The sequence below is a fragment of the Leifsonia sp. A12D58 genome (assembly GCF_047530025.1).
Classification (GTDB): domain Bacteria; phylum Actinomycetota; class Actinomycetes; order Actinomycetales; family Microbacteriaceae; genus Cryobacterium.
Genome location: NZ_JBLJAT010000005.1, coordinates 97,999 through 113,491, shown reverse-complemented (window position 1 = coordinate 113,491; position 15,493 = coordinate 97,999). Strand labels below are relative to the sequence as shown.

The 15,493-nt window shown below is 63.0% G+C and carries 13 protein-coding genes; 9 read left to right on the top strand and 4 right to left on the bottom strand.

What is annotated here, in order from left to right:
* Positions 1-73: 73 nt before the first annotated feature.
* The 7 genes from ACMT3I_RS13065 (at position 74) to ACMT3I_RS13035 (ending at position 10,543) form a co-directional block, all read left to right on the top strand.
* On the top strand, positions 74-1,027 hold the full coding sequence (locus tag ACMT3I_RS13065; protein WP_414804943.1) for an L-lactate dehydrogenase: 954 nt from the start codon (positions 74-76) through the stop codon (positions 1,025-1,027).
* Positions 1,028-1,187: 160 nt separating this feature from the next.
* Positions 1,188-2,705 carry an amino acid permease gene (locus tag ACMT3I_RS13060; protein ID WP_414804942.1) on the top strand — a complete coding sequence of 506 codons (1,518 nt, stop codon included), beginning with the start codon at positions 1,188-1,190 and terminating at the stop codon, positions 2,703-2,705.
* Positions 2,706-2,766: 61 nt separating this feature from the next.
* Positions 2,767-3,912 carry an LLM class flavin-dependent oxidoreductase gene (locus ACMT3I_RS13055; RefSeq protein WP_414804941.1) on the top strand — a complete coding sequence of 382 codons (1,146 nt, stop codon included), beginning with the start codon at positions 2,767-2,769 and terminating at the stop codon, positions 3,910-3,912.
* Between the two features lies 1 nt (position 3,913).
* On the top strand, positions 3,914-4,543 hold the full coding sequence (locus ACMT3I_RS13050) for an FMN reductase (protein ID WP_414804940.1): 630 nt from the start codon (positions 3,914-3,916) through the stop codon (positions 4,541-4,543).
* Between the two features lie 233 nt (positions 4,544-4,776).
* A complete protein-coding gene (locus tag ACMT3I_RS13045) occupies positions 4,777-6,090 on the top strand; it encodes an MFS transporter (protein WP_414804939.1) in 1,314 nt (437 codons plus the stop codon).
* Complete coding sequence (locus ACMT3I_RS13040) at positions 6,087-7,991, top strand: glycoside hydrolase family 2 protein (protein ID WP_414804938.1); 1,905 nt, start codon at positions 6,087-6,089, stop codon at positions 7,989-7,991. The genes ACMT3I_RS13045 and ACMT3I_RS13040 overlap by 4 nt, the downstream gene beginning before the upstream one ends.
* Positions 7,992-8,263: 272 nt before the next feature.
* The gene (locus ACMT3I_RS13035; protein ID WP_414804937.1) at positions 8,264-10,543 is read left to right on the top strand and encodes a polyribonucleotide nucleotidyltransferase; all 2,280 of its coding nucleotides are present in this window, start codon (positions 8,264-8,266) and stop codon (positions 10,541-10,543) included.
* 251 nt (positions 10,544-10,794) lie between these two features.
* Here ACMT3I_RS13035 and ACMT3I_RS13030 read toward each other — a convergent pair whose 3' ends face one another.
* The 4 genes from ACMT3I_RS13030 to map all read right to left on the bottom strand — a co-directional run bounded on the left by ACMT3I_RS13030 (position 10,795) and on the right by map (position 13,730).
* On the bottom strand, positions 10,795-11,271 hold the full coding sequence (locus tag ACMT3I_RS13030) for an Lrp/AsnC family transcriptional regulator (RefSeq protein WP_414804936.1): 477 nt from the start codon (positions 11,269-11,271) through the stop codon (positions 10,795-10,797).
* A gap of 46 nt (positions 11,272-11,317) precedes the next feature.
* The gene (locus ACMT3I_RS13025; RefSeq protein WP_414804935.1) at positions 11,318-12,067 is read right to left on the bottom strand and encodes an SDR family NAD(P)-dependent oxidoreductase; all 750 of its coding nucleotides are present in this window, start codon (positions 12,065-12,067) and stop codon (positions 11,318-11,320) included.
* A complete protein-coding gene (locus tag ACMT3I_RS13020) occupies positions 12,064-12,792 on the bottom strand; it encodes a TetR/AcrR family transcriptional regulator (protein ID WP_414804934.1) in 729 nt (242 codons plus the stop codon). The genes ACMT3I_RS13025 and ACMT3I_RS13020 overlap by 4 nt, the downstream gene beginning before the upstream one ends.
* A gap of 167 nt (positions 12,793-12,959) precedes the next feature.
* Positions 12,960-13,730: a type I methionyl aminopeptidase gene (gene map, locus ACMT3I_RS13015; RefSeq protein WP_414804933.1), complete on the bottom strand. Its 771-nt coding sequence runs from the start codon at positions 13,728-13,730 to the stop codon at positions 12,960-12,962.
* Positions 13,731-13,815: 85 nt separating this feature from the next.
* Here map and ACMT3I_RS13010 point away from each other — a divergent pair, with 85 nt between their 5' ends.
* Together ACMT3I_RS13010 and pdhA are read left to right on the top strand one after the other, a co-directional pair.
* The gene (locus ACMT3I_RS13010) at positions 13,816-14,085 is read left to right on the top strand and encodes a helix-turn-helix domain-containing protein (RefSeq protein ID WP_414804932.1); all 270 of its coding nucleotides are present in this window, start codon (positions 13,816-13,818) and stop codon (positions 14,083-14,085) included.
* 246 nt (positions 14,086-14,331) lie between these two features.
* Complete coding sequence (gene pdhA / locus ACMT3I_RS13005; RefSeq protein WP_414804931.1) at positions 14,332-15,477, top strand: pyruvate dehydrogenase (acetyl-transferring) E1 component subunit alpha; 1,146 nt, start codon at positions 14,332-14,334, stop codon at positions 15,475-15,477.
* Positions 15,478-15,493 lie beyond the last annotated feature (16 nt).

The following is a 15,493-nucleotide window of genomic DNA, read 5'->3' as shown; positions in this document are numbered from 1 at the left end:
CGCGCCACATCCGTGAACGATCCCCCTGCCACATGGGGTCGACCTGCGCTTGATGCACGACGATACTGAGTGCATGACGCTCGCTCGCAGCACCAAACTCACCGTTGTCGGTGCGGGAAGCGTCGGCTCCTCGCTCGCCTACGCGGCCCTCATCCGTAATTCGGCACGCGAAGTCGTGCTTTACGACATCGCAACGGCCAGGGTCAACGCCGAGGTGCTCGACCTCGCCCACGGCACACCGTTCGTCGGCTCATCCCGCATCACCGGCGGCAGCGACATCGATTTGGTCGCCGATTCGGACATCATCGTCATCACCGCCGGCGCGAAACAGGAGCCGGGTCAGACGCGTTTGGAACTAGCGGGCGTTAACGTGCGCATACTCAAGCAGATGCTGCCGCAGCTCGTCGCCCTCGCTCCTAACGCGGTGTTCGTCCTGGTGACGAACCCGTGCGATGTGCTCACCGCTATCGCCGAACGCATCACCGACCTGCCGCCAGGTCGCATCTTCTCGTCAGGCACTCTGCTCGACTCCGCCCGCTTGCGCTGGCTGGTGGCGGAAGCCGCACAGGTGTCCCCGCAGAGCGTGCACGCCTTGATCGTCGGCGAACACGGCGACAGCGAGTTTCCGCTGTGGTCGACGGCCACAATCGGGCAGACCCCTCTGCGCGACTGGACGGATGCCACCGGCACTGTGCTCTTTCCGCGGGAGCGTCTTGAGGCGCTCACCCACGAGGTCTCGAATGCTGCGTATCGGATCATCGAGGGTAAGGGGGCCACCAACTACGCGATCGGTCTCTCCGGTGCACGCATCATCGAGGCTGTCCTGCAGGACGAGCAGCGGATCCTGCCGGTTTCCAGCGTGCTGCATGGCTATCACGGCATCGATGGCGTGGCGCTGAGCCTGCCTTCGATCGTCGGCTCCGGCGGGGTGCAGCGCGTGCTCGATGTGACGCTCGACGACCGCGAAGAACAGCAGCTGCAGCACTCGGCTGAAACGCTGCGCGGCTCGATCGACCTCTTCACCTGATTGTCGAGGTCGGGCTGCCCGCCGGCCCCGGCCAAGCCCCGCCGGGCAGCAGCCACCGCATCCCGGGATTGCCCACTGTGCACCTGATGACCGCAGTCATACGATGAAGTAGCTGCGGCGCGAGTCGTCGTACTCTCGCCCTTGACGGAAGGCGCACCTGATGAGCCTGTGGCGCACGAAGAGCATCGAAGATTCACTGTCGGACTCCCACGAGAGCGGCCATAGCCTGAAGCGCACGCTCGGCGTCTGGGATCTCATGGTGATGGGCGTGGCCGTCGCTGTCGGCGCCGGGATCTTCTCGGTGGGAGCCAAAGCCGCCGGAAGCTATGCCGGCCCATCGGTCACGCTGGCCTTTGTGCTCGCGGCCGTCACCTGCGCCCTGGCCATCATGTGTTACGCGGAGTTCGCCTCGACAGTACCGATCGCCGGATCGGCATACACCTTCACCTATGCCACGCTCGGTGAGCTGCTCGCCTGGATCATCGGCTGGGACCTCATCCTTGAAATGCTCACCGCCGGCGCGGTGATCGCCAAGTACTGGGGCATCTATCTCAGCGACGTGTTCGCGCTCTGGAACTGGGACATCCCATCGACGATCAACATCCTGGGCGTCGAGGTGAGCTGGGGCGCGTTCATTATCGTCGCCATCTTCACGACCCTGCTCGTGATCGGAACCAAGCTGTCGTCACGCGTCGCCGCCGTCTTCACCGTGATCAAAGTCTTCATCGTGCTCTTCGTCATCGTGGTGGGAGCCTTCTTCATCAACCCGGCGAACTACACGCCGTTCATCCCGCCGGCGGTGCCGGCTGCCGAAGGGGCAAGTGACGTCTGGACCCAGTCACTGTTCTCGTTCATTACCGGAGCGGCCCCAGCTCAGTACGGGGTCTTCGGGCTGCTGGCTGGCGCCTCCCTGGTCTTCTTCGCCTTCATCGGATTCGACGTGGTGGCGACATCCGCTGAAGAGGTGAAGGACCCGCAGCGCACCCTGCCGCGCGGTATCTTCGCCGGCCTCGCCATCGTGACGCTCCTCTACATCGGTGTCAGCCTCGTTCTCACCGGCATGGTGTCGTACAAGGTACTGGCCGCTGATCCCAACGCCTCGCTGGCGACAGCATTCGTTGCGGTGGGGGCGACCTGGGCTGCCCAGGTGATCTCGGTCGGCATTCTGATCGGCCTGACCACGGTGATCATGGTGCTCTTGCTCGGTCTGTCGAGAGTGGTCTTCGCGATGAGCCGCGATGGTCTGCTGCCGCGCAGCCTCAGCGTCACCAGCGACAAGAGGCACACGCCGGCGCGCATCCAGATCATCGTCGGTGTACTCGTTGCGCTGATCGCGGGGCTGACGGATGTCGGTGTGCTCGAAGAGATGATCAACATCGGCACGCTCTCGGCTTTCGTGTTGGTAAGTATCGCGGTCATCGTGTTGCGCAAGAAGCGACCAGACCTGAAACGCGGCTTCCGGGTTCCGTTCTCGCCATACCTGCCGATTCTCTCTGCAGTACTCTGCCTCTGGCTGATGCTCAACCTCACGACACTCACCTGGGTGCGGTTCCTGGTCTGGCTGGTTCTCGGGCTGATCATCTACTTCGGCTACGCCAGGGGTCACGCAGTCGTCGGGCTGAAGGCCAAGGCCGAATTCGATGAGACTGTCAGGGAAAATACAGAACCACGGGAATAGGAATGGCGGATGGACCGTTGAGTCCGATATACATGCAAACGCATTGAAAAGAGGGCTTGACATGCAGTTCGGAATCTTCACCGTCGGCGACGTGACAACCGACCCAACCACTGGCCACACGCCGAGCGAAAACGAGCGCATCAAGGCCACTCTGGCGATCGCCCAGAAGGTCGAAGAGGTCGGCCTCGACGTCTTCGCCACCGGCGAGCACCACAACCCGCCGTTCGTGCCATCGAGCCCGACGACGCTGCTCGGCTACATCGCGGCCAAGACCGAGAAGATCATCCTCTCCACCGCGACAACGCTGATCACCACCAACGACCCGGTGAAAATCGCCGAGGACTTCGCCATGCTGCAGCACATCGCTGACGGCCGCGTCGACATCACGCTCGGCCGTGGCAACACCGGCCCTGTCTACCCGTGGTTCGGTAAGGACATCCGTCAGGGCATCCCGCTTGCGCTGGAGAACTACGCACTGCTTCGTCGCCTCTGGCGTGAAGAGAGCGTCGATTGGTCCGGTGAGTTCCGGACCCCCCTGCAGGGATTCCAGTCGACCCCTCGTCCGCTCGATGACGTGCCGCCGTTCGTCTGGCACGGTTCGATCCGCAGCCCTGAAATCGCAGAGCAGGCCGCGTTCTACGGCGATGGCTTCTTCGCCAACCACATCTTCTGGCCCGCATCGCACACGCAGAAGATGGTCGGCTTCTACCGTCAGCGCTTCGAGCACTACGGCCACGGCACGGCCGAGCAGGCGATCGTCGGACTCGGAGGCCAGGTCTTCATGCGCAAGAACTCGCAGGACGCCGTCAACGACTTCCGGCCGTACTTCAACAACGCTCCGGTATACGGCCACGGCCCGAGCCTGGAAGAGTTCACCGAGCAGACGCCGCTCACCGTCGGCAGCCCGCAGCAGGTCATCGACCGTACCCTCGCCTTCCGTGACTACGTTGGCGACTACCAGCGCCAGCTGTTCCTGATGGATCACGCCGGCCTGCCGTTGAAGACAGTGCTCGAGCAGCTCGACCTCCTGGGTGAGGAAGTTGTTCCCGTGCTCCGCAAGGAGTTCGCGAAGAACCGTCCGGCATCAGTGCCTGACGCTCCGACCCACGAATCTCTGAAGGCCGCCGCCGCAGCTGCAGCCTCGGTCAGCACCGCTGCAGAGCGCGCAGAGATCAACACATCAGCTACCGCCACGAAGGAGGCCTAACATGACTACGCGCACCATCGCCGTGCTCTCCGCTGGCCTCAGCCAGCCGTCATCCACACGGATGCTGGCCGACAAGATCGCGGCAGCGACAGTTGCCCGTCTGGCCGATGATGGCATCGAGACAAACGTCGTGAGTTTTGACCTGCGTGACTACGCGCAGGACATCACGAACAACATGCTCACCGGGTTCCCGAGCCCGAAACTCGATGAGGTCATCGAAGCCGTGACTGGTGCAGACGGTCTCATCGCTGTCACGCCGATCTTCACCACGAGCTTCAGCGGCCTGTTCAAGTCGTTCTTCGACGTGATCGACAACAGGGCTCTGACCGACATGCCTGTCGTGATCGGCGCGACGGCCGGAACCGCACGTCACTCGCTGGCACTTGACTACGCCATCAGGCCGATGTTCACCTACCTGCACTCCGTTGTCGTTCCGACAGCTGTGTTCGCTGCCTCCGAAGACTGGGGAAGTGGCGCAGACAAGGTCAAGACCCTGCCAGACCGCATCGATAGGGCGGCTGGTGAACTGGCAGCCCTGATCGCGGTGTCCGACCGTTCGAGCGAGGTGCGAGATCCATTCGCACTCGACGCCTCGTTCAGCCCCACCGGTGGCTTCCAGCCCGAGTTCTAAACCCGATCGTCGGGCTGGCCGGCCCGTCGGTCGGCCAGTTCGCTGGCTGGCGCTTGCGTCGAGAATCGCCGTTTCGCCCGAGAGTCGCCGTTGCCACGGCGACTCTCGGCAGGAACGGCGATTCTCGCGTTCCGGGCCGTGTGGGGAGTCCCAGCCCCGGGAACTCGTCGACTGGCCAGGAACTGCGCCACTAGAGTGGGAGCTTTCCCGGTCAATGGCGAACAGGATCCACTATGACGACGGTGTCAACGGGGCACACGGCCTCCGGCAAGAGGAGTGCCCTCTCGAAACGAGTGTGGTTCGCGCTCGTGATCGTTGGCCTGATGGGCCAGCTCGCCTGGACTGTCGAGAACATGTATCTCAACGTCTTCGTCTACGACACCATTTCGGACGATCCGACGGTCATCGCTGCGATGGTGGCGGCTAGCGCGCTGACTGCAACTGTCGCCACACTTCTCTTCGGCGCCATCAGTGACAAAGCAGGCCGCAGACGGGTCTTCATCGCCGGGGGCTACGTGCTCTGGGGCCTTTCGACAATGGCGTTCGGCCTGATCTCCGTCGAGGGGTTCGAGAAGTTCGCATCGGTGGCGGATGCCGTCATCCTCACTGGTATCGCCGTCGTACTGCTCGACTGTGTGATGAGCTTCTTCGGATCGAGTGCGAACGATGCGGCGTTCATGGCCTGGGTGACCGATGTCACGAACACCGAAAATCGGGGCAGGGTCGAATCAGTCCTCGCCGCGCTACCCCTGCTGTCGATCCTTATCGTGTTCGGGACTGTCGACGGCTTTGCGGCCAGCGGACAGTGGTCGACGTTCTTTACCCTGATCGGTGGTGCGATCATCGTTGTCGGTGTGATCGCCTGGTTCCTCGTGCGTGATGCTCCCGGCATCGCGGCGCAGCCAGACGGCGTTTTCAGGTCGATCGCCCACGGGCTGCGGCCGAGTGTGGTGCGGGCCAACCCGCGCCTCTATCTGGCCTTCTGCGTGACGCTCGTGCTCGGCATCGCCACCCAGGTGTTCCTGCCGTACCTGCTCATCTACATTCAGCGCTATCTGAAGATCGAGGCGTACGCGCTGGTGCTCGGTATCGTGCTCGTCGGCGCCGCAACGTTCAGCGTTCTTGGCGGCCGCGTCATCGACCGGGTGGGCAAGCTGAACTTCCTGCCCTCGGCAGTCGTGCTGTACGCACTGGGTCTGTTCCTGATGTTCTTCGCCCGCGACACCGTCTTCGTGATCGTCGCTGGCACGGTGATGATGACCGGGTTCATGCTGTCGGTCGCCGCGATCGGCGCAGCAGTGCGCGACTACACACCGGTCGATCGCGCCGGTGCAGTGCAGGGCATCCGAATGCTGTTCACCGTGCTGCTGCCGATGCTCACCGGCCCATTCATCGGCGCTGCAGTCATCCGCGGTGCCGATGAATACTACGAAGACCTCGGCGTGCTCAAACAGGTGCCGAGCCCTGGCATCTTCCTGGCTGCCGCGATCGTCGTATTGCTGGTGCTCATTCCTGCCAGGATGTTGCGTAAGCAGGCAGCCCGATGAGTCGGCGACACACCACGCTCGCGCTGGAACCGCTGCTGACACCCTGGGGCGAAGTTCTGAACGTCGATAGTCCACTGCCCGAATATCCGCGGCCCCAGCTGGTGCGCGACAGCTACCAGAATCTCAATGGCCGTTGGCAGTACGCGATCAGCCCTGCAGACGCTTCGGGTATAGATGCCGCTCCTGCGGTATTCGACGGCGACATCGTGGTGCCGTTCTCACCCGAATCACTGTTGTCCGGAGTGCAGCGGCAGGTGCAACCCACCGACGTGCTGCACTACAGTCGAGAATTCGTCCTCGCCGGTGCCGTGATGCCATCTGCTGACGAGCGCGTTCTTCTGCATTTCGGTGCTGTCGACCAGCGGGCGCAGGTGTGGCTGAACGGCATCCTGCTCGGTGAACATATCGGTGGCTACCTGCCGTTCTGTTTCGATGCCACCGACGCGCTTGCTGTCGAGGGAATCGGGCACGGTGTCGGCAGCCACACCCTGCGCGTCGTGGTGCACGATCCGAGCGACACGAACGAACTGTCGCGCGGTAAACAAAAGTTGAAGCGCGGTGGCATTTGGTACACCGCGCAATCAGGCATCTGGCAGACGGTCTGGCTCGAGCGTGTCCCGGTCCTTCGGATCGACAGCCTGACTCTGGTGCCGCAGCTTGACGCCGGCGGTGTGCAGGTGACGGTGCACACGACGAATGCCGTCTCGCACCCTGCGACGAAGCACCCGTCGATAGAGGTTCGCTGTCGTATCGAGCTGCGTGCAGAGGGCGAGCTGGTCGCGACGGTCGACGCGTCAACGAATCAGTCAGTACTGCTGACCGTGCCAGACCCACAACTCTGGACCCCAGAGACCCCATTCCTCTACGACGTCACAGTGACGATGGGGGATGACCGGGTCGAGAGTTATGTCGGCTTGCGATCGTTCGGAATGGGGCCAGACGCGCACGGCATCCCGCGGCTGCTACTGAACGGCAAGCCGTACTTTCACGCAGGCATCCTCGACCAGGGCTACTGGTCTGACGGACTGTACACACCGCCGTCCGACGCAGCGATGGTGCACGACATCCAGAGCATGAAGGACCTCGGCTTCACGATGCTGCGCAAGCACATCAAGATTGAGCCGCTGCGCTGGTATTACCACTGCGACAGACTCGGGATTCTGGTCTGGCAGGATCTGGTCAATGGTGGCGGCGACTACAACCCGATAGTCGTCACGGCACCGGTGCTCACCCCACTCACGTTGAACGACAACAGGTACGGTGCGTTCGCCCGCACGGATGCCATGGCCAGAGAGCACTGGAAGGCGGAGCTCGTCGAGACGGTTGAGCTGCTGCGCAACGTTACGAGCATCGCGGTCTGGGTACCGTTCAACGAGGGTTGGGGACAGTTCGATGCGCTCGAGGCCACGGCTACGCTGCGCCGAATCGATCCGACCCGCACGGTCGACCACGCCAGCGGATGGCACGATCAGGGCGGGGGAGACCTCACCAGTCTGCACGTCTATTTCCGGCGGTTCAGGGTGCCCAAACGTCGAGAAGCGACAGCCCATCGCGCGCTCGTCGTGTCGGAATACGGTGGCTACAGCCAGCGGCTCCCTGAACACAGCGTCAGCGCACGGGAATTCGGGTACAAACGGTTTGCGACGACGGCTGCGCTCGCCGAGGCATTCGTCAGACTGCACGAGCGCGAAATTATCCCGGCGATCGCGGGCGGTTTGTCAGCCACGGTATACACCCAGGTGTCTGACGTCGAAGACGAAACCAACGGTGTGCTCAGCTATGACCGCAAGGTGGTGAAGATCCCGAGAGACGTACTGCGCAGCGTCAATGCCCAGCTGACACTCGGTGATCCGGTGGTGGTGCGGTCCGACGCGAAGCAGGGACGCGAAATGAATCGATAGGGCATTACCAGCCTTGTTTGAGAGCCCTCTGTTAGACTCGTCACGGTCAATCCTCTGGATTGGTCACAGAACAGTGCTCACAGAGTGCTGTGGAGCAGGCTGGCAGGACGCTGGTCCTCGGTGGTGGTTTCCCAACACGTTGGTGAATTTCTACTGGTGGCCAGCACAAACACGGGATAGATCCGTGGCTGAAGTTTCTGCCTGTTCCCTGCTCCGATGTATCCACTCGCGCGCCATACGGGCAAACGAGTCTAAACAAAGGAGTAGACCTCTTGGAAGGTCCAGAAATCACGTTCGCAGAAACCGTTATCGATAACGGCAAGTACGGAACACGCACCATCCGCTTCGAAACTGGGCGCCTTGCCCAGCAGGCGCAGGGTTCTGCCGCCGCTTACATCGACGAAGAGACAATGCTTCTCTCCGCCACCAGCGCGAGCAAGCAGCCGAAGGACAACTTCGACTTCTTCCCGCTGACCATCGACGTCGAAGAGCGTATGTACGCTGCTGGCCGCATCCCGGGTAGCTTCTTCCGTCGCGAAGGACGCCCATCCACCGAGGCGATCCTCACCTGCCGTCTGATCGACCGGCCCCTGCGCCCGTCGTTCGTCGACGGCCTCCGCAACGAGATCCAGGTTGTTGTGACCGTTCTCGCCATCGCTCCCGATGAGCTGTACGACGTGCTCGCGATCAACGCGGCATCCATGTCGACCCAGCTCGCAGGCCTGCCGTTCTCCGGACCGATCGGTGGCGTTCGCGTTGCTCTCGTTCCCGACGAGAACGGTGGCGGCCAGTGGGTTGCCTTCCCGAAGCACTCGCAGCTTGAAGACGCTGTGTTCAGCATGGTCGTTGCCGGCCGTCTGATCGACGGTGGCGCCGATGTCGCGATCATGATGATCGAGGCAGAAGCAACCGACAACGCGTGGAACCTCATCAAGGCCGGCGCTATCAAGCCGAACGAAGAGGTCATTGCTGAGGGCATCGAAGCATCGAAGCCGTTCATCAAGCAGCTCATCGAAGCTCAGCAGAAGGTTGCGGATGCCGCAGCTAAGCCGACCGCTGACTTCAAGCTCTTCCCGCCCTACGAGCAGGAGACCTACGACGCAGTCGCAGCTCTTGCTGAGGACGAACTGAAGAACGTTTACCAGATCGCAGCCAAGGTCGAGCGTCAGGATGCTGACGATGCACTCAAGGCTCGCGTCAAGGATGCAATCGCAGCCAAGATCGAAGCAGGCGAACTGCCCGCTTCAGCTCTGGGCCAGGTTGGCGCGGCATACAAGTCGGTCACCAAGAAGGTTGTGCGCACCCGCGTGCTCAACGAAGGCATTCGCATGGACGGACGCGGCCTGGCCGACATCCGCCCGCTCGATGCAGAAGTTGCTGTCATCCCGCGCGTGCACGGCTCGGCGATCTTCCAGCGCGGAGAGACCCAGATCCTGGGTGTCACCACGCTGAACATGCTCAAGCTAGAGCAGACGATCGACTCGCTGAACCCGGTCACCAAGAAGCGTTACATGCACAACTACAACTTCCCGCCTTACTCGACCGGTGAAACCGGTCGCGTCGGAACGCCGAAGCGCCGCGAGATCGGCCACGGAGCGCTCGCTGAGCGTGCCCTGGTTCCCGTGCTGCCGACGCGTGAGGAATTCCCGTACGCCATCCGTCAGGTGTCTGAGGCTCTCAGCTCCAACGGTTCGACGTCGATGGGTTCTGTCTGCGCTTCGACCCTGTCGCTGCTGAACGCCGGTGTGCCGCTGCGCGCACCCGTCGCCGGTATCGCCATGGGCCTGATCTCCGACACGGTTGACGGTGAGACCCGCTACGCGGCTCTGACCGACATCCTCGGTGCAGAAGACGCACTGGGCGACATGGACTTCAAGGTTGCCGGCACCGCCGACTTCGTGACCGCGATCCAGCTCGACACCAAGCTCGACGGCATCCCCGCCTCGGTTCTCGGTGGCGCACTGAAGCAGGCACGCGACGCTCGTACGACGATCCTCGCCGTGCTGAACGCTGCAATCGATGCTCCTGACGAAATGGCACCGACCGCGCCTCGCGTGATCTCGGTCCAGATCCCCGTCGACAAGATCGGCGAGCTGATCGGCCCGAAGGGCAAGACGATCAACGCCATCCAGGACGAGACCGGCGCTGACATCTCGATCGAAGAAGACGGCACCGTGTACATCGGCGCTGTTGACGGACCGTCGGCTGAGGCTGCGCGTGCGCAGGTCAACGCCATCGCGAACCCGACCAACCCCGAGGTTGGCGAGCAGTTCCTCGGAACTGTCGTGAAGCTCGCCGCATTCGGCGCCTTCGTCTCGCTGCTCCCGGGCAAGGACGGACTGCTGCACATCTCTGAGGTGCGCAAGCTCGCCGGTGGCAAGCGCGTTGAGAACGTCGAAGACGTACTCGGCGTTGGCCAGAAGGTCCTCGTTGAGATCACCAAGATTGATGACCGTGGCAAGCTGTCGCTCGCCCCGGTGCTTGAAGAAGGTGCTGACACGGAAGGCCGTGGCGCCACTGGAGAGCACGCTGACGCTCCGGCTGAAGGCTAGTCACATAGATCTCCCGGTTCGCCTCTCGCCAGGCAGCCGGTGAGACGGAGGGCCCGTTCTGCTTCGGCAGGCGGGCCCTTTCGCTTGCCCGGATGTGTCCATCCGCTCGTCGAGAGTCGTCCTTTCGGCCGAGTGTCGCCGTTGCAGCGGCGATTCTGGACAGGAACGGCGACACTCGGCGGATGCTGCCCTCGCGCAAGCGGAGAACTTGCGCGCAGCGCCTACGCGTAGGAACCGTGCGCCGAAGCCAATCAGCCCGCAGAATCCAGACCGCGATCAAGCAGCGGCTGAACGCGATATGGGATGAGTTCGCTCATCGCGAGCGAAGTCGCCGTGCGTTCGACGCCGTCGACCGCGAGAATAGTGCCGTCGATGCGGAACAAGTCGTCGGCATCCGTGCACACCACTCGAATCTGCAGGTCGGCGTCGCCGCTCATACCATGCGCCTCGACGATTTCAGGGATGAGCGCCAGCTTCGCGACGATCTCGGCGAGCCGCTTCTGCTGCAGATGCACGTCGATGAATGCCGTGAGCGGATACCCGATCGCGGCCGGATTGACACGGCGGTCGAACGACAGGAAGGTGTTCGACTCGGCGAGCCGCGACATGCGGGCCTGGATCGTGTTGCGTGAGAGGCCCAACCGGTTTGCGAGTGCTACGAAGGTGCTGCGCGGATCGTCGCTGAGCGCGCGCATCAAGCGGATGTCTGTCGAATCGACGGTGATCATGGGCAGACCCTAGCAGCTAGGGTCTGCCCATCACGGGTGAGGCCGACTAGTACAGCTTGATCGAACCGCCGTCTGCCATCAGCGTCTGGCCGGTCATGTAGTGGGAGTCTTCGCTGGCAAGGAACACGACGATCGGCGCGATGTCGGTCTCTGGGTCGCCGAGGCGACCGAGCGGGATACCGTCGATGACTTCCTGGTACGCGTCTGGGAAGGCGTTGCTCCACTGCACGATGCCGGGGGTCAGCGCGATCGGAGACACGATGTTGACGCGGATGCCGTCGGCTGCCCACTCGTTGGCTGCCACGCGTGAGACGGCGCGGATGGCTTCCTTCGCAGCGGCGTATGTGGCCTGCGTCGGGAGGCCCTTGATGCCGGCGCCTGAGGCGAAGTTCACGATGCTGCCGGTGGTCTTGACGAGCTCCGGGTGAGCGGCGCGCATCAGGTTGAATGTGGCCATCAGGCCGGTGCCCATCGACAGGTCCCACATTTCGGGGGTCGTCTCCAGGATGGGAGCCTGGCGGGAGGCGTGGGCATTGTTCACGAGCACGTCCAGCTTGCCGAAGCGCGCCACTGTCTCTGCGACGATCTCGGTTGCGCTCTGTGGGAGGGAGATGTCCTTCGCGATGAAGTGCACCTCTCCGAGGTCTGCGAGGTCGGCGACCAGCTGGTCACCCTGGTCCTGGTTGAGATCGACGACGACGACCTTCGCGCCCTCTGTGAGGAATCGGCGCACGATTCCCTGGCCGATTCCGCCGGCGCCGCCGGTGATGATTGCTACCTTGTTTTCGAGCTTCATGGGTTACCTTTCAGTTGTCCGGCGTCTGGAACAGGCGGTGTCCGGAGGGTCTCGATGCGCAACTCGACGCCATCGAGAAAGTTCTGAACGGTGAAGTCCAGCGCTCGATGCGTCGAGGCGCGAGTGATGCCGCGCTCGTGGAAGCGGGCGGCGATGGGGTGTGAGCTGCGGGCATCCGCTGACCAGCCGTCTATGACGCGACCCGTGCGGCCGGTCTCGAAGCCGGGCTCTGCGCCGCCGGTCCCTGTGCCCCCGGGATTGGCAGCGAAAACGATGCTCGCGGCGCCAATGGCCAGCGCTGAGATGCCGAGCAGGCAGTCGAAGCCCTCGTCGAGGGGTAACCCTGCGTCGTGCAGCTTGCCCAGCAGGGTCTCGAGCTGGTCGAGTGTCGCCATGTTGAGCAGCCGGTCGGGTGTCAGCACGATTCGCAGCAGCCACGGGTGGGCTTCAAATGAACCCCAGTTGGCATCGGCCATGTGCACGAGCAATTCGCGCCAGGAGGCGTCGCTGGTCGGTAGCAGGGGGAAATCGCGCACGGCTGCCCCTGCCATCAAGAAGAGGAGAGCGTCGCGATCATCAACGTGCCGGTAGAGCGCCATGGCCGACACATTGAATGCCGCAGCAACCCGCCGCATGGAGACAGCATCAAGGCCGTCGCTGTCGGCGATCACAACTGCTGCCGAGACAATGGCGTCGACGGTGAGCGGAGTGGCGGGCGCGGGCATGTTTACAGTGTATACGTGACTCGGAACGCAAGCAATAATCGCGGCAGCGCACACGGCTGGCGAGTGATTGTTCTTGCACCCGCATCAAATTTGTCTCCGGGCTGACATTCGAGCACGCGGAACAGCCAGGAGGACGAGCGCGCAGTGCTACACGCCGGGACTCATGGCTACGCGCGTGGTCTGGTGAGCGTGATCGGACCGTCGTCGGTGATCGCGATGGTGTGTTCAGAGTGCGCCGTGCGGCTTCCGTCTGCGCTGCGCAGGGTCCAACCGTCTGGGTCAGTCCGCAATTTGTCGGTCCCGCGCATGAACCACGGTTCGATCGCAATGACGAGCCCAGGCTTGAGGGGGAAGCCGCGGCCCGGTCGGCCGTCGTTGGACACGTGAGGGTCGCCGTGCATTGTGCGTCCGACGCCGTGGCCGCCGAACTCCAGGTTCACGCTGAGGCCTGCCTCGTGTGCCACGCTACCGATCGCATGGGAGATGTCACCGGTCTTGTTTCCGACTACAGCGGCAGCGATCCCGGCGTGGAGCGCGCGCTCGGTAAGCGCGATGAGTTCGATGTCGTCAGGATTAGCTGTGCCGACCACGAGGCTGATCGCGGAGTCGGCGACCCACCCGTCGACGCTCGCCGCGAAGTCGAGAGAGAGTAGATCGCCATCCCGAAGACGATAGGGGTGGGGCTTGCCATGCAAGACCGCGTCGTTCACCGAGGTGCACAGTACGTATCCGAATGGCCCTGAGCCGAAGGACGGTGCGTAGTCGAGGTAGCAGGATTCGGCACCGCGCTGCCGGATCAAGTCATGAGCGAATGCGTCGAGGTCGAGCAGGTTCACGCCGACAGCGGCGCGAGCTTTCAGCGCCTGCAGGGTTGAGGCGACGAACTCACCGGCTGCCTGCATCTCGTCGATCTCGCCTGGTGTGCGTAGTTCGATCATCTCGTTCTCTCCGATCCTGTGGTGCCGGCATCGACGACGTCGAGGCGGGTACCGGGATTACTATACCGGTACTATCATTGGTGTCATGGTTCGCGTTCCCCTCACTGCCGCCGAAATCAGGCGAGGTCAAGACTTGGGTGCTGCGCTGCGCGCGGCGCGCGGTTTACGAACAATGGTTGCCGTTTCGTCGCGAGCTTCGGTTTCGGTGGAGACCTTGCGCAAGATCGAGACCGGACGCAGTCCGTCGCCGGAATTCTTCACGATCGTTCGGATCTGCTCGGCATTGGGCATCACGCTGGATGAGCTACTGCTGTTCAGCGTCGACAACGAAGTTGAGGCTGCGGCAGCTACATAGCCTCTGCACCAGGAGCAGGCCACTGTTCACGAAAGTGACTTCCAAGTGGGGTGATTTGTGGCATCCGCTTGAGAGATTGCACACCGGGTGCCCCCAAATTCACGCATTGTGCCCAAGGCATAACGAAGTGATTGTGCTTGCTGTCGGCCGGGCGTATTCTCACTGTATCTCGGCAATGGCGCCGCAGAGGGCCGGACGCCACAAGCACCCCGGTCCTGATCGTGACAGAAAAGGTTGCGTGCAGACATGTTCACAGAAGCTCCCGATGCCAGGGTCAGACCCGATATCGATGATGTGCTCCAGCTGATCACCCCGCTCGGGGATCGCGTGGAGAGTCCGGCGTTAGACCCGTGGATTGCGGATGTCACGCCGGAGCACCTCGGCTCCCTGTACCGGGACATGGTCGTTGTCCGGCGGATCGACAGCGAGGCCACGGCACTTGCGCGGCAGGGCGAGCTGGGATTGTGGCCGCCGTTGCTTGGCCAGGAAGCCGCGCAGGTCGCCTCGGCCAGGGCACTGCGCGCGGACGACTTCGTCTTCACCAGCTATCGAGAGAACGCGGTTGCGTACTGCCGCGGCGTTGGACTAGCCGACCTGGTGCGCTCGTGGCGCGGAACAGCGCCCTCCGGCTGGAATCCATACGACGTTGGCATGGCGACCCCCTCGATCATCATCGGGGCACACACGCTGCACGCGGTCGGTTATGCCATGGGCTGCGATCTCGACGCGGTCGACTCCGTGGCCGTCGCCTATTTTGGCGATGGAGCGACGAGCGAGGGCGACGTCAGCGAGGCCATGGTGTTCGCTGCCAGTTTTCACCTGCCGGTGATCTTCTTCTGCCAAAACAACCAGTGGGCCATCTCGGAGCCCGTCGGGTTGCAGTCGGTGCGGCACCTCGCTGACCGCGCTCCCGGCTTCGGTATCCCCAGCCTGCGGATCGACGGCAATGACGTCCTCGCGGTACTGGCCGCGACCCGCATCGCGCTTAACCGCGCGCGCAGCGGCGGTGGCGCCACATTCATCGAGGCCGTGACGTACCGGCTCGGTCCGCACACCACCGCAGACGACCCCACCCGCTATCGGGATGCCGCCGAACTCGAATCGTGGCAGGCAAAGGATCCGCTCGTGAGGCTCCGCCATCTGCTGGAGCGAGAAGGGATATTCACGCCCGTCTTCGAGGAGGAGACGACGCAGAAAGCGGATGCTGTGGCTGCCGAATTGCGCGCCGGTTGCGTCAACGATCCCGAACCAGAACCCCTCCGGCTCTTCGACCACGTGTTCAGCACCGATCACCGCGGGATCCAGGCGCAACGGGCAACGTACTCCGACTATTTGGACAGCTTTGACGTCGCGGAGAGCGGCACCGTATCCGACGGGGAGGCCCGGTCATGAGCATCACGACAGAACC